The 12,665-nt window shown below is 68.4% G+C and carries 12 protein-coding genes; 3 read left to right on the top strand and 9 right to left on the bottom strand.

Annotation, left to right across the window (positions count from 1 at the left end):
* Positions 1-132: 132 nt before the first annotated feature.
* Together pyrF and ppc are read right to left on the bottom strand one after the other, a co-directional pair.
* On the bottom strand, positions 133-930 hold the full coding sequence (pyrF, locus tag FCF25_RS02940; RefSeq protein WP_137047281.1) for an orotidine-5'-phosphate decarboxylase: 798 nt from the start codon (positions 928-930) through the stop codon (positions 133-135).
* 102 nt (positions 931-1,032) lie between these two features.
* Positions 1,033-3,729, bottom strand: coding sequence for a phosphoenolpyruvate carboxylase (gene ppc / locus FCF25_RS02935; protein ID WP_137047280.1), 2,697 nt, complete (start codon positions 3,727-3,729; stop codon positions 1,033-1,035).
* 250 nt (positions 3,730-3,979) lie between these two features.
* Between ppc and FCF25_RS02930 the strand changes: the two genes are divergently transcribed.
* Positions 3,980-4,816 (top strand): ubiquinol-cytochrome c reductase iron-sulfur subunit, encoded by an 837-nt coding sequence (locus tag FCF25_RS02930; RefSeq protein WP_117594679.1) that lies wholly within the window; start codon positions 3,980-3,982, stop codon positions 4,814-4,816.
* Positions 4,817-5,018: 202 nt separating this feature from the next.
* Here the strand turns inward: FCF25_RS02930 and FCF25_RS02925 are convergent, their stop codons facing one another.
* The 3 genes from FCF25_RS02925 to FCF25_RS02915 all read right to left on the bottom strand — a co-directional run bounded on the left by FCF25_RS02925 (position 5,019) and on the right by FCF25_RS02915 (position 7,922).
* Positions 5,019-5,288, bottom strand: coding sequence for a ubiquitin-like small modifier protein 1 (locus FCF25_RS02925; protein WP_137047279.1), 270 nt, complete (start codon positions 5,286-5,288; stop codon positions 5,019-5,021).
* Between the two features lie 160 nt (positions 5,289-5,448).
* Complete coding sequence (locus tag FCF25_RS02920) at positions 5,449-6,675, bottom strand: potassium transporter TrkA (protein WP_254425883.1); 1,227 nt, start codon at positions 6,673-6,675, stop codon at positions 5,449-5,451.
* Positions 6,672-7,922 (bottom strand): potassium channel family protein, encoded by a 1,251-nt coding sequence (locus FCF25_RS02915; RefSeq protein WP_137047278.1) that lies wholly within the window; start codon positions 7,920-7,922, stop codon positions 6,672-6,674. Before FCF25_RS02915 ends, FCF25_RS02920 begins: the two co-directional genes overlap by 4 nt.
* 116 nt (positions 7,923-8,038) lie before the next feature.
* Here FCF25_RS02915 and FCF25_RS02910 point away from each other — a divergent pair, with 116 nt between their 5' ends.
* A complete protein-coding gene (locus tag FCF25_RS02910; protein WP_137047277.1) occupies positions 8,039-9,214 on the top strand; it encodes an NAD-binding protein in 1,176 nt (391 codons plus the stop codon).
* A 111-nt stretch (positions 9,215-9,325) separates the two neighbouring features.
* Here the strand turns inward: FCF25_RS02910 and FCF25_RS02905 are convergent, their stop codons facing one another.
* Both FCF25_RS02905 and FCF25_RS02900 read right to left on the bottom strand, forming a co-directional pair.
* A complete protein-coding gene (locus tag FCF25_RS02905; RefSeq protein WP_137047276.1) occupies positions 9,326-10,057 on the bottom strand; it encodes a nucleoside phosphorylase in 732 nt (243 codons plus the stop codon).
* Positions 10,058-10,117: 60 nt separating this feature from the next.
* Complete coding sequence (locus tag FCF25_RS02900; protein WP_117595305.1) at positions 10,118-10,489, bottom strand: helix-turn-helix domain-containing protein; 372 nt, start codon at positions 10,487-10,489, stop codon at positions 10,118-10,120.
* A gap of 114 nt (positions 10,490-10,603) precedes the next feature.
* Between FCF25_RS02900 and FCF25_RS02895 the strand changes: the two genes are divergently transcribed.
* The gene (locus FCF25_RS02895) at positions 10,604-11,125 is read left to right on the top strand and encodes a hypothetical protein (RefSeq protein ID WP_137047275.1); all 522 of its coding nucleotides are present in this window, start codon (positions 10,604-10,606) and stop codon (positions 11,123-11,125) included.
* A gap of 45 nt (positions 11,126-11,170) precedes the next feature.
* Here FCF25_RS02895 and FCF25_RS02890 read toward each other — a convergent pair whose 3' ends face one another.
* Entirely contained in the window at positions 11,171-11,683 is a 513-nt protein-coding gene (locus FCF25_RS02890; RefSeq protein ID WP_117594673.1) for a hypothetical protein, read from the bottom strand.
* Positions 11,684-11,759: 76 nt separating this feature from the next.
* Positions 11,760-12,623, bottom strand: a complete 864-nt coding sequence (locus FCF25_RS02885; protein ID WP_117594672.1) for a carbohydrate kinase family protein — start codon at positions 12,621-12,623, stop codon at positions 11,760-11,762.
* Between the last annotated feature and the right edge of the window lie 42 nt (positions 12,624-12,665).

Here is a 12,665-nt window from a genome sequence, read left to right as displayed (position 1 = left end):
GGCAGTGTACCACGAGCGGTTAATTGACTCTATTGACAGAAATCGGACGGGCGGACGGATACGAGAGCGAGACGTTCTCGAAGTCGGCACAGCATCCAGTCACTTCGGACGGCGGCCGGTCGAGTACCGAGACTACGACCGAAACTCGTTGAGTCGCCGCTTCATCCGCCGCGCGGCGCGTCCGGCGGCCTTCTCGAACCCTTCGCCCTCGCCGGCGAAGATGATGCCGCGCGAGGAGTTGACGAGGCCGACGCCGTCGTCTCGGAGGCCGAACTCCACCGCCGCTTCGGCGTCGCCGCCCTGCGCGCCGACGCCGGGGACCAAGAAGGGAAGTTCGGGCACCTGCTCGCGCAGCGACTCCAGTTCCTCGGGGGCCGTCGCGCCGACGACCAACCCGACGTTGTCGTTGCGGTTCCAGAGGTCGGCGAGCGCCGCGACGCGCTCGTACAGCGGTTCGCCGGTTTCGAGTTCGAGGTCCTGTAAGTCCGCCGCGCCCGGGTTCGAGGTCCGACAGAGGACGAACACGCCCTTCTCCTCCCGCGAGAGGAATGGTTCGAGCGAGTCGCGACCCATGTACGGGTTGACGGTGATGGCGTCCACGTCGTCGAGCAGTTTCGCGTACTGCCGCGTCGTGTTACCGATGTCGGCGCGCTTGGCGTCGAGGAGGACGGGAACGCCCTTCCCCTCGGCGTAGGCGATGGTCTCGCGCAGCGAGCGCCACCCCTCCTCGGACTCGTAGAACGCGGCGTTCGGCTTGTAGACGGCGGCGTGTTCGTGCGTCGCGTCGATGATGCGGCGGTTGAACGCCCACTGCGGCAGCTCCTTCTCCTGCAGGTGTTCGGGGATGCGCGACGGGTCGGCGTCCAACCCCACGGAGACGACGCTGTCGGCCGTCGCGATGCGGTCGGCCAAGCGGTCGAAGAAGTTCATTGGCGGGGCGTCGGACGGAGGGGGGCTAAATGTTGCTCTTCGGCGATTCGTCGACGAACGACGACAGTGTGTCGTCGACACCGGTGGCCGTCGGGGGAGCGACTACCCCGTGTTCTTCATCCCGGCGGCGATGCCTTTCACCGTCAGTCGGAGCGTTCGTTCCTCCTCGGTCGTCCGGTGCGTCTGCGACAGCAGGTGCGTCTGCAGCAGGTTCAGCGGGTCGACGTAGGGGTTGCGGCGGCGGAGGCTCTCGCCGAGCCACTCGCGTTTCAGCAGCGAGTCGCGTTCCGAGACGGAGCGAACCAGTTCGGTCGCGCGGTCGTACTCGTCCTCGATGCGGCCGAAGAACTCGGCGCGCAGCGACGCGTCCGCGAGGTTGGCGTACTCCGCGGCGATTTCGAGGTCCGTCCGCGCCAACGAGAGCGCCGCGTTGTCGAGCGTCGTCCGGAAGAACGGCCACTCGTCGTACATCTCCCGGAGCGTCTCCTCGTCGCCGCCGTCGTCGAGGTAGGCGTTCAGTCCCGTCGCCAGCGCGTACCAGCCGGGGAGGATGCAGCGCGACTGCGTCCACGAGAACACCCACGGGATGGCGCGGAGGTCCTCGACGGTGCGCTCGCCCGACCGGGAGGCGGGACGAGAGCCGAGGTTCAGTTCCTCGATGACCGTGATGGGCGTCGCCTGCTCGAAGTAGGAGACGAATCCGTCGGTCTCCAACAGGTCGCGGTACTCCTCGCGGGCGGCGGTGGACATCGTATCCATCGCGTCGGCCCACTCGTCGGGGACGTGTTCTTTCGGTTCCCGGAGCGCCTCGTAACGCGACCGAATCTGTGCGTCGAGCATCTGTTCGAGGTTGCGCTCGGCGATGCGAGGGTTCGCGTACTTCTCGGCGATGGCCTCGCCCTGTTCGGTGAACTTGATCTGCCCCGACACCGTCTCGTTCGGCAGCGCCAGCATCGCCTGGTTCATCGGGCCGCCGCCGCGGGAGATGGAGCCGCCGCGGCCGTGGAACAGCCGCATCTCCACGTCGTGCTCGTCAGTGATGTCGGCGAGGCGGCGCTGGTTCTTGTAGAGGTCCCAGTTCGCCGCGAGGAAGCCGTTCTCCTTGTTCGAGTCGGAGTAGCCGAGCATGATCTCCTGGAGGCCGTTTCGGGCGGACAGCGCCTGCGAGTAGGCCTCGTTCTCGAACAGCGTGCCCATGATGCGGCGCGCGCCGTTGAGCGCGTACTCGGTCTCCAGAAGCGGAACGATGTCGATGCCGCAGTGGTCGGGTAGCGAGACGACGCCGGCCTGGTCGGCCAGGAACAGCACTTCGAGGACGTGACTCGGTTCGTCGGTCATCGAGATGGCGTAGGTGTCGATGGCGCTGGCGCCGTACTCGTGCTGCCAGTCGCCGAGTTTGCGGAAGCGGCGGAGCACCCGCGCCGTCCCGTCGGAGAACTGCTCGAGGTCGTCGAGGTCCAGCACCGGCTGTTCCTGCAGGACGGCCTCGGTGAGCAGTTCGACGCGCTCGTCTTCGCCCATCGAGCGGTACTCGATGCCCTCGACCGCCAGCGCCTCCGCGATGGCGCTCGTGTGTTTCTCGCGGTGGTCGCGCAGGTCGAGACTCGCCAGGCTGAAGCCGAACGTGTCGACCTGTCGCACCAGCGGTTCGACGTACGCGGAGACGACGCGCTCGGCCCCGTTCAGTTTCAGACTCTGCGCGATGACGTCGAGGTCGGCGGCGAGTTCGGCCGCGTCGTCGTAGCCGTCGGGCCGGACGTCCTCGACGCGTTCGAGGCGCTCGCGCATCAGTTTCAGTTTCTGGCGGTACGGCTCGTCGGGGTAGCGCGTCGTCGCCTCCTCGGCCGTCGCCGGCAGTCGCTCGCGGTCGGCCTCCAGCGACTGCTCGAACGCCGGTCCCACGTCGATACGGCTCCCGTCCTGGCTGAGCACACCGGAGAGCCGCTTGAGCGCGTTGCGGTAGCGGTCGAGGACGACCGAGCGCTGGCGTTCGAGCGTCTCCTCGGTCACGTCGACGGTGACGTACGGGTTGCCGTCGCGGTCGCTGCCGGCCCACGAGCGGAACTCGAACAGTTTCGGCACTCGAACCTCGTCGCCGTACGCCTCCGAGACGATATCTTCGAGTTCGCTGTACACCTCGCCGGTCACGTCGAACAGCGTGTTCTCGAGGTACCACTGGACGTTCCGGGCCTCGTCCGTCGGCTCCGGGCGACGGTTGCGGACCTGCGCCGTCTGCCAGAGGCTCGTCACCTCCGCGTCGACCTCGTGCCACGTCTGTTCCCGTTCCTGGTCGGTGAGGCGGCGCTCGTCCAGCGTCTCCAAGTCGGCCGCGATGGAGCGGAGTTTCGACTTCACCGTCTTTCGGCGGGCCTCGGTCGGGTGGGCCGTGAACGTCGGTTCGACGAGCACGTCGTCGAGGACCCGTTGAACCGTGTCGGGGTCGGCGTCGTCTTCGACGAGGGCGGCGACGGTGTCGACGAGGCTGTCGTCGAGCGTCCCGTCCTGCGACCCGCGTCTGACCGCGCGGACGCGTTCGCGCTCCTCGGCGAGGTTGATGAGTTCGAAGTACGTCGTGAACGCGCGAGCGACGACGCTCTCGTCGCCCGAACGGAGTCTACCGAGCACGTCGTACAGTTCCTGTCTCGACTCGACGTCGCCCTTCCGGTAGCCGATCGCGTTCGTCCGAAGCTCTTCGACCGTCTCGAACGCCTCGGTCGACGTCTGAGCCTCCAGTACGTCCCCGAGCAACGCGCCGAGTTCGCGGACGTCCTGGCGAACCGTCCGGTTGTGCAGGTTCATGCGTACGTGTACGAGTGGCACAGGGTAAAAGTCCGCGACAATCGCCGAAAAATTGCCTCGGAATCGAGTACTATCTTCCATGGTATTCTGTGTTCGTCGCCGAAACGAAGAGAGGGGGAAGAGACGAGAAACGCAACGAGTGATGTCTGACGACGTCGCGGGTCGGTCCGAGTCGGTCCGAGTCGGCGACGACGGCCGCTGCCCCCGCTCACTTCGTCAGTCTTTTTATCGGTCACCCTAAGGGGTAGATATGAGCGAAAGCGACAAGTATCCCGCTGAATCCGGGCGGCGTCGGTTCGTGAAAGGCGTCGTCGGCGGCGCTACTCTCGCGGGCGTCGGGGTCCTCGGGACCACGAGCATCAACGCCGCGACCAACGCCTCGGGTGCGGGTGGCGGTTCGACGCAGGCGTACGCCATCGAGAACGTCGCCGGACCGGCACCGCGCGGGATGCCGCAGATCCCCATCGAGATCGACGACGAGGGTTACATCAAGGGCGTCTGGCCCGAGGTGAAGACCGTCGAACAGAACGGCGTCGAAGTGGAGATCGCCGAGATGCAGCTGGGCGGTACCACGTACACCTCCGAGTGGTTCCAGTACTGCGGCGTCGAGTCGTACGAAGGCCTCAGCCCCTCCTACGAGAGCGACAACTACTTCCTGTCGGGCTCCGCGCCGCCGTACGCCTGGCAGCAAGAGGCGAAGTCCGAGGGCGACCGAATCAACATCAGCGACCTCGACGACTACGAGACGTGGGGCAACGGTATCGGACAGGAAGGTGTCGGTAAGCCGGCCTCCGGTACGTGGCGCTCCGAGGACACCGAAGACGTCATCCCCGTCCAGATGGTTCGGAGCACGCGCATCGAGGAAGCCGCCCAGAACAACCAGTGGCTCCAGGCGAGCACCTCCCAGGGCGTCATCGCGTGGCTCAACAAGTGTACGCACTTCTGCTGCGTCCCCGGCTACAAGACGACGGGGTCGTCGGCGACGTTCGGCGGTGCCAACGGCGTGTACTGTCAGTGCCACCAGTCGGTGTACGACCCGTTCAGCGTCGTCCAGACGCTGTTCGTCGCCCGACCGCGCCCCGAGTAATCGACGCCGAATCCCTTTACGCCCTCTACGCTCTCTACGCTCCCTTCTCTCCGTTTTCTCGAAGCTCTGTAGACGACACTTCGAGGCGAACAGACGGCGCGGCGTTCACACTCTCGAGCGGACGCGCCGCCGACTCACTTCGGCTCGCTTCCGACCGTCGTCGAGTCACGCCGCGAGGTGGTCGTCTCCTCGGGGATACCCGTCAGCCGCCGCTGACCGGCGGAAACAGCGCGAGCTCGTCGCCGTCGGCGACGGGTGTGTCGAGCCCCTCCCCGGTGAAGACGTTCTCGCCGTTTCGGAGGACGTTGATGTGGTCGCGCACCTCGCCGTCGTCGAGGACGCGCGATTCGAGCGCCGGGCGCGACGAGAGCAGTACGTCGAGCGCGTCGCCGACGGTGTCGCAGTCGGCGTCGAGCGAAACGGTCCGCGTGCCGGCCGTCTCCGCGAGGTCTGCGAAAAGCTTCCACTGCATGCGCGCTACTCGCCGCGCAGTCGACATGAGGGTTGCGGGCCTGCGCCGTCGCCGCTCGTAGTCGGGCGTCGCCGTTGTCGGGCGTCGCCGTTGTCGGGCGTCGCTCGTTGTCGGGCGTCGCTCGTGGTCGGTCGCTGTTCGTAGTCGGCCGCCGTCGCGGTCAGTCGTCGCTCGCGGTGCCCGCGGTCGCGCCGACGGTCCGTTCGAGGCGGCGGAGTTCGTCTGGGCGGGCGATGACGTACAGCGTGTCACCGGCGGACAGTCGCCGCGAGCGCGCCGGTATCGCCTCCACCGGGCCGCTCTGCGGCCGGACGGCGACGACCGTCGTGGCGAGGTCGCCGACCGTGGCGTGCGCGCCGGAGTCGGTCTCGGCGACGGAGACGACGCCCATCGTCTCCTCGACCGTCCGAAGCAGCGCCGCGAACTGGCGTTCGACTCCTGGGTCGACCGGGAGCGTGACGAGTCGGTACGACTGCGTCGCGTCGAGACGGTCGACGTCCGTCTCGTCGACGGCGAGCGTCGCCACCTCGTCGGTCGTCGCGCGGAGCTCGCCGGTGAGCACCCGCGCCGGGCCGTCGTCGGCGGCGTGCCACACCTGCACCGTGTCGCCGGGGCTCGCGTCGAGCGACGGGTCGCCGCGGACCGCGACGGCGACGCCGCCGGGCGCGAGCGTCGGTCCGATGCCGGCGAGGCGACTGCCGACGGCGAGATACTCGACGTCGCCGTCCTCCGTGAGGTCGACGTCGACGTGGCCGACGCCGTAGTCCTCGCGGAGACGGGCGACGAGTCGCTCGCGGAGTTCGGCGACGGTGAGTCGCCGGGGGAACAGCAGCGTCTTGCCGGCGAGCGACTCCTTCGTCGCGTCGGCGACGGGGTCGTACTCGTCCATATCCTGGATCTCTTCGGGCAGCGTCACGGAGATGACGCGACCGACGGAGCGGACGACTCGGCCGACGTCGCCCTCGAGTTCGCGGGCCCCGGAGAACGCGGACGTGTTCGCCGCGAGCGTGTCGCCGAGTTGCGCGCCGACGGGAGCCGCAACCGTGGCGGCCGCGAGCGCCCCGAGGTTGAACAGCACGTTGCCGGGGAGAAACAGGTCGTCGCTCCCGCTGCCGAGCGCGATATCGCTCAGTTTGGCCGTGTTGAGGTAGAGCACGACGGCCGAGAGACCGACGAGGACGGTGAGCCCCCGCGGCGGGCGCTCGCGGAAGTACCAACGGTAGCCGAACGCTCCGGCCGCGGCGACGGCGGCGGCGGCGAAGGCGAGTCCGAGAATGTAGAACGCGTCGCCGAGGAAACCGGTCTCGGAACCGAGGGGTCCGTCGGGCGTCCCGGCGAGTTGGAGGAGCGTCAGCGCGGCGGCCGCCGGAGACGCGACGCCCGTCACGCGACCACCTCCTTGAACGACGCCAGCGCGGCGGGCGACCCGACGACGAACAGTTCGTCGCCCGCCGCCAGGTGGGTGTCACCGCGCGGAGCGAAGCGCCACTGGTCGCGACGGACCGCGAGGACGGCGACGTCGTAGGTGTCGCGGACGCCCGCGTCGCCGAGCGTCGTCCCGTCGAGCACGCTGTCGGCGCGAACCGACAGCCGCTGGATGCGCCGACCCGCCCGGCGCAGCAGCGTCGTCAGCTCGAACTCGCGTCTGGTGCCGCGCGAGCGAACGACCGCCTGCGACACGTCCGTCGACAGCAACACCTCCGCGTCGGGGCGGTCGACGGCGACCGTCAGGCGGCCCTCGCCGCCGGCGGCGACGGGGGCCGCGGGGGCGACCGTCGTTTTTTCCTCGCCGTCGCCCTCACCCTCGTCGTCGGACTCGGCGTCGTCGGCGGCGTCGGGCGTCGGCGGACTCGACGTCGACGTTTCCCCGGTCCTCACCGAGACGACCGTTCCGTCGACGTTTCCGTCGGCCGTCCGGAGCGTCACCGACTCCCCGCGGGCGACGCCCGTCGGCACGAGCGTCTCGACGGAGACGGCGCGTTCGCCCGGCGAGAGACGCTTCGAGAGACCGCCGACCGGCGGCGCGGCCGCGAGCGTCGCGCGGGCCTGCTCGTCGAGCGACACCGCCACCTCCGCGAGGTCGTAGTCGGTCCGGAGTCGTTCGGCGAGTCGCGTTTCGAGTTCCGAGACGGGGACGTCCGCCGGGAACTCCCACTCGTCGTCTCGGAGTTCCGTGCGGAGCGCGGGCGAGAGCGGCGGGTAGCCCTCGATGTCGTCGACCTCGCCGGCGACGGTCACCGTCACCCGGCGGCGGCCGCCGACGAACTCGACCACGTCGCCCGAGAGCGTCCGCTCGCGGAGCGATTTGAACGTGATGCGCTTCGGGAGCGTGCTCCCGAGTTTGTCGCCCTGCGCGTGCGCGTACAGCGACAGCATCAGCACGACGAGGATAGCGATCGTGAGCGCGACGCCGTGCTGTCCTTCGGTGAGGCTGTCGTCGGCCAGCGCCAGCAGACCGCCGTTGGCCCCGGCGATAGCGAGCGCGAAGGCGACGACACCGAACCCGGGGATGGAGACGCCGGTGAAGTACTTGAAGACGAAGCCGAGGCCCGCGGAGACCAGCGCGGGGATGATCCCCGTGAGCACGCCGAGGTAGAGGCCCCGGAGCACCTCCACCGGTATCGACTGCACCATAGCCTCGCCACAGGCGGACCGGATAAACCTCTACCGAACCTGTACGTCGGGGGAGGCCGTCCCGCTCCGGCACACTTCGGGCGAATTTATGTGTCGTTGCCGACGAAGGCGGTCGTATGGAGGTGAATCGGGAGCGACTCGGGGCGCGGCTCGCCGTCGTGCTCACGTTCGCGGCGGCGATGCTGTCGATTATCACCGGCGTCGCCGGGTTCGGCATCCTCGGTCTCGACGTGCCGGGAGTCGACGGCCCGCTCGCGGCGTACGTCCCGGCGTTCGTCCAACAGGCGGCCGCGTTCACCGGCGCGTTCACCGGCTTCCTCCTGTTGACGAGCGTGTTCGCGCTCCGCAACGGCCGCCGCATCGGATGGTACACCGCGGTTCTCCTGCTCCCGCTCTCGGCCGCACAGGGGCTGTTGCAGTCGAGTCCGCTCGCGTACCCGCTCGTCGTCCTCTCGCTTCTGGCGCTGCTCGTGGTGCTGACGAACCGCCGGCACTTCGAAACGGCCACCGAGCTGACGACGACGCAGCAGGCGGCGCTGGCGGCTATCGCCCTCGCGCAACTGTACGGCACTGTCGGTACGTACGCCCTCCGAGACGAGTTCGGAAGCGTCGACACCATCGTCGACGCGTTCTACTTCACGCTCGTCACCGCCAGCACCGTCGGGTACGGCGACATGACCCCGGCGAGCCAGGCCGGGAAACTGTTCGTCATCTCGGTGCTCCTCACCGGAACGGCGAGTTTCGCCGTCGCCCTCGGGGCGCTTTTGACGCCAGCCATCGAAGCTCGATTCGCCAGAGCCCTCGGACGCATGACAGACACACAGCTCTCACTCCTCGAAGACCACGTTCTCGTTCTCGGTTACGGGGACCTGACGGAACCGATTATCGAAGAACTGCAGGGAAGATGCGAGTTCCTCGTCGTGACGCCCGACCCCGCCCGCGCACAGGAACTCACGGAGCGCGACGTCCCCGTCCTCACCGCCGACCCGAGCGACGAGGAACCGCTGGTCAAAGCGGGCGTCGCCGACGCGCGCGCCGTCGTCGTCGCGACGAACGACGACGCCCAGGACGCGCTCTCGATTCTCACCGCCCGGCAGATGAACCCCGACGTGACCATCGTCGCGGCCGCCGCCCAGCGCCGAAACATCCCGAAACTGAAGCGAGCGGGTGCGGACACGGTCATCAGCCCCGCCGCGCTCGGCGGCCACCTGTTGGCGGCCTCCGCGCTCGGCGACGAAGGAGCGGAGGACGTCGCCGACAGCGTACTCCACGACCGCTCGGTCGAACCCTGACAACGACAGGCTCGGTCGAACCCTGACAGCGACAGACTCGACGGACCGAGCGTCCTCAGGCGTCGGCTACCGTCGTTTCGGGGAGCGATTCGAAGTCGTGCGTATCGACAGTCACGCGTGCAGCGAGACGACTGCGTCGAGCGTGAGACCGATGGCCCGCTCGACGTTGTTCTTCGCCTTCTCGGGGAGTTCCTCGTCGGAGTCCGCGCCCTTCTGCGTGCCCTTCACGAGGTTGCCGTCGACGGTGCAGATCGCGCCGGCGCGCATCCCCTTGCGGCGCGCGAGCGAAAAGACGGTGGCCGCCTCCATCTCGATGGCGAGGAGGTTCGCCGCGTTCCACTCTTCGACGTACTCGTCGGACTCGTTGTAGAACGCGTCGTCGGAGACGATGGGACCGACGTGGACGTCCTCGCCGTTCGCCTCGGCCGAGTCGACGAGCGCCGTCAGAATCTCGTAGTCGGGCACCGCCGGGTACACCGCCGACTCGTAGCGTTTCGAGGTCCCTTCCTCTTTGGCCGCGCCCGTCGCGACTATCATGTCGCCGATTTCGATGTCCTCCTGTAGCGCGCCGATGGTGCCGACGCGAATCACGGTGTCGACGCCGACGCGCGACAGTTCCTCGACGGCGATAGCGGCGGAGGGACAGCCGATACCGGTCGAACAAATTGTCAGGGGGACGCCCTCGTACTCGGCGTTGACGATCTTGTACTCGCGGTTCTGCGAGACCTCCTCGACGTTCTCGCACTGCTTCGCGATTCGGTCGACGCGGCCCGGGTCACCGGGGACGAGCGCGATGTCGTGTACGTCTCCCTCCTCGACGAGCAGGTGCGGCTGTTTTGCCATATCCGAGGGTCACGGGTAATCGGGAAAAACTGATTGGTCTCCGGTGTCGCCCGCCCGAACTCAGGCGTACCGCTGCAGCAGTTCGCGTTCCTCGGCGATGAGTTCGCTCACGCCGTGGGTCATGATGGCCTCGCCGAGCGCCGTCACCACGTAGTACGAGTAGAGGCCGTCCGTTCCGCGCTCGCGGCGCTTCCGGTTCGCCACCAGCCCCACGTCGACGAGTTTGTCGAGGTGGTAGTGGAGGCGGTTCGAGGGGCTGTCGAGTTTCTCCGACAGTTCGCTCGCGCTCAGCTCGCCCTCGCGGAGCAGTTCGGCGAGCACGCGGTAGCGCGTCTCCTCGCCGATGGCGCGTTGCATGGCGAGGTACTCGCTCAGCGTGAGGACGCCGTCCTCGGGGAGTTCGGGGATGTTGGGAAGTTCGGCTTTGGACATGGCGACCACTTACTGTCTCTACGTAGCGCTTAGTGACACATAACACTTCTTGAGTCAACGTCTCCTGAAACAGCCGCTATTTTTATACCTCGTCCCCGAGAATCGCCGTCAACGATGCGCGACCGCCTCCTCGACACCCTCCCGCCGACGAAATATCGACGGTTCCTCGTCTACATCATGGGCCCGTACAAGGCCCACCGCGGGGAGAACGCCGAGATGTTCGCCTTCCTCGAACTGCTGCGCGACGACCTGCGGGACGTCGGATTCAACGCGTTCCTCGCCACCGACGTCGGCATCGACTTGGACGAGATGGACGCCGGGACGCAGTCGCTTCGGTTCGCCCGCGCGAGCAACGCCGTCGTCTTCGTCGTTCCCGGCGACGGGCAGAATCTCGGCGTCGGTATCGAAGTCGGGGCGGTGTTAGAGGACATGTCCGACCACGCGCGCGAGCGGGTGCTGTTCGTCCACGAGGCGGGCGTCAGAAGCGCGATGATCCGCGCCGTCGCCGACCGGTGGGACGCGACGGTCCGGTCGTACGACGACGAGACGGACCTCGTCGACGGGATTCGACTGTTCGCCCGTGACGTGATGCGCCGGGAGGGCGACGGAGGGCTGCCGTTCCCGCCCGAGGAGTGAGCGTCGGGGGGCGGACATTCGGAGGCGAGCGTCGAGAGGCGAGCGTCACGCGAAGGCCTGTAGAAACGGCGCGACGACGGCTAACGCCGCGCCGAAGACGAGCGAGGAGCGGAGCCACTGGCCGCGAACCGCCGTCGACTGCTCCTCGTAGATACGACCGCCCGCTCGCGGGAGGACGACGTGCGCGAAGAGGCCGTAGATGAACCCGACGACGACGCCCACGGCGACCAGATGCGAGAGGAGGTCGACGCCGCCGAGCGACCACACGGGAGGGACGACCGACTCGCCGACTATCAACGCGAACGCATAGAGCACGCCCGCGAGCATCCCCGCGCCGTGGTGGACGACGGTCGCGTCGCGGAGACTCACCTCGTCGGGCGTCGTTCGACGCAGCACCGAGGCGGCGACGTAGGCGGGCGTAAAGCCGCCCTCCTGTCGACCCATCGGCACACCCATGACGACGGCCGCGACGAAACCCGCCAGCGCACCCAGCACGAGGCGAACCAGCGACGCGGCGCTCTGCGCCGCCGCCGTGTCGAGGGCGATGTCGACGAACATTACCCCGGAAAAGTCCGTGCAGTCGTATAAACGTGCGGGAGACTATCGACGCGTCTGACAGGTGCTCGACGGCGTCTCAGTCGTCGAGCAGTCGGCCGACCGTCCCCCAGTCGAGCGCCGTGCGCGCGCCCGACGACGAGGCGGCGAGCGCGCCGCAGGCGTTGGCGACGGCGAGCGCTCGGTCGTAGCCGTCGCCGTCGAGGCGGCTCGCCAGAAAGCCGGCGGCGAACGCATCGCCCGCACCGGTCGTATCGACGGTGTCGACGGCGAACCCCGGATGGGTGTACGTCTCCGTCGGGGTGCGAACCTCCGCGCCGCGCGGACCGTGTTTCAGCACGAGCGTCCGACCGTTCGGCGAGAGGTCGGCGTCGAGCGCCGCCGCCGCCTCGCGGTCGTTGAGGAACACGATGTCGGCTCCGTCGAGCGCGCCCTCGAAGCCGCGGTCGCCGACGCGTCGGCCCGGGTCGAAACTGACCGGCACGCCGACCGAGTGGGCTCGGTCGACCAGCGTCGCGGCCGTCTCGGGGTCGTGGCTCGTCAGGTGGAGGTGGTCGGCCGCGGCGAGTCGCTCCGGCGCGAGGTCAGTCGCCGAAAACGCCTCGTTGACTCCGTCGCGGCCGAGCACCATCACTCGACCGTCGGCGGCGACGACGAGATACTTCACCGCGGTCGGCCCCTCGGTTCGCACCAGCGTCTCGCAGTCGACGCCCGCGTCGGCGAGCTCCGCCTCGACCTCCGCTCCGTGGCCGTCGTCGCCGACGCTCCCGAAGATGTCGGTCGCCACGCCCAGACCGGCGAGGCCGCCGGCGACGTTCGCGGCGCTGCCGCCGCCCGCGCCGGACTGTGCCTCGATAGCCGCTTCGCCGTCCGGTTCGGGGAGCTGGTCGACGCGGAGCGTCACGTCCCAGTTGACGTGACCGGCGCAGATGACGCGGGGCATGAGACGACTCTCGGTCGGCGGCGAGAAAAAGCCACCCGACGC

Origin of the sequence: Haloprofundus sp. MHR1 (assembly GCF_005155585.1) — an archaeon.
Lineage (GTDB): Archaea > Halobacteriota > Halobacteria > Halobacteriales > Haloferacaceae > Haloprofundus > Haloprofundus halophilus.
The sequence above is the reverse complement of the archived record's forward strand: the minus strand, read 5'-3'. Positions and strand labels throughout refer to the sequence as shown.

Coding starts and splice junctions, on each gene's coding strand:
- pyrF (WP_137047281.1), bottom strand. CDS start 930: ATGAACTTCTTCGACCGCTTGGCCGACCGCATCGCGACGGCCGACAGC.
- ppc (WP_137047280.1), bottom strand. CDS start 3,729: ATGAACCTGCACAACCGGACGGTTCGCCAGGACGTCCGCGAACTCGGC.
- FCF25_RS02930 (WP_117594679.1), top strand. CDS start 3,980: ATGAGCGAAAGCGACAAGTATCCCGCTGAATCCGGGCGGCGTCGGTTC.
- FCF25_RS02925 (WP_137047279.1), bottom strand. CDS start 5,288: ATGCAGTGGAAGCTTTTCGCAGACCTCGCGGAGACGGCCGGCACGCGG.
- FCF25_RS02915 (WP_137047278.1), bottom strand. CDS start 7,922: ATGGTGCAGTCGATACCGGTGGAGGTGCTCCGGGGCCTCTACCTCGGC.
- FCF25_RS02910 (WP_137047277.1), top strand. CDS start 8,039: ATGGAGGTGAATCGGGAGCGACTCGGGGCGCGGCTCGCCGTCGTGCTC.
- FCF25_RS02905 (WP_137047276.1), bottom strand. CDS start 10,057: ATGGCAAAACAGCCGCACCTGCTCGTCGAGGAGGGAGACGTACACGAC.
- FCF25_RS02900 (WP_117595305.1), bottom strand. CDS start 10,489: ATGTCCAAAGCCGAACTTCCCAACATCCCCGAACTCCCCGAGGACGGC.
- FCF25_RS02895 (WP_137047275.1), top strand. CDS start 10,604: ATGCGCGACCGCCTCCTCGACACCCTCCCGCCGACGAAATATCGACGG.
- FCF25_RS02890 (WP_117594673.1), bottom strand. CDS start 11,683: ATGTTCGTCGACATCGCCCTCGACACGGCGGCGGCGCAGAGCGCCGCG.
- FCF25_RS02885 (WP_117594672.1), bottom strand. CDS start 12,623: ATGCCCCGCGTCATCTGCGCCGGTCACGTCAACTGGGACGTGACGCTC.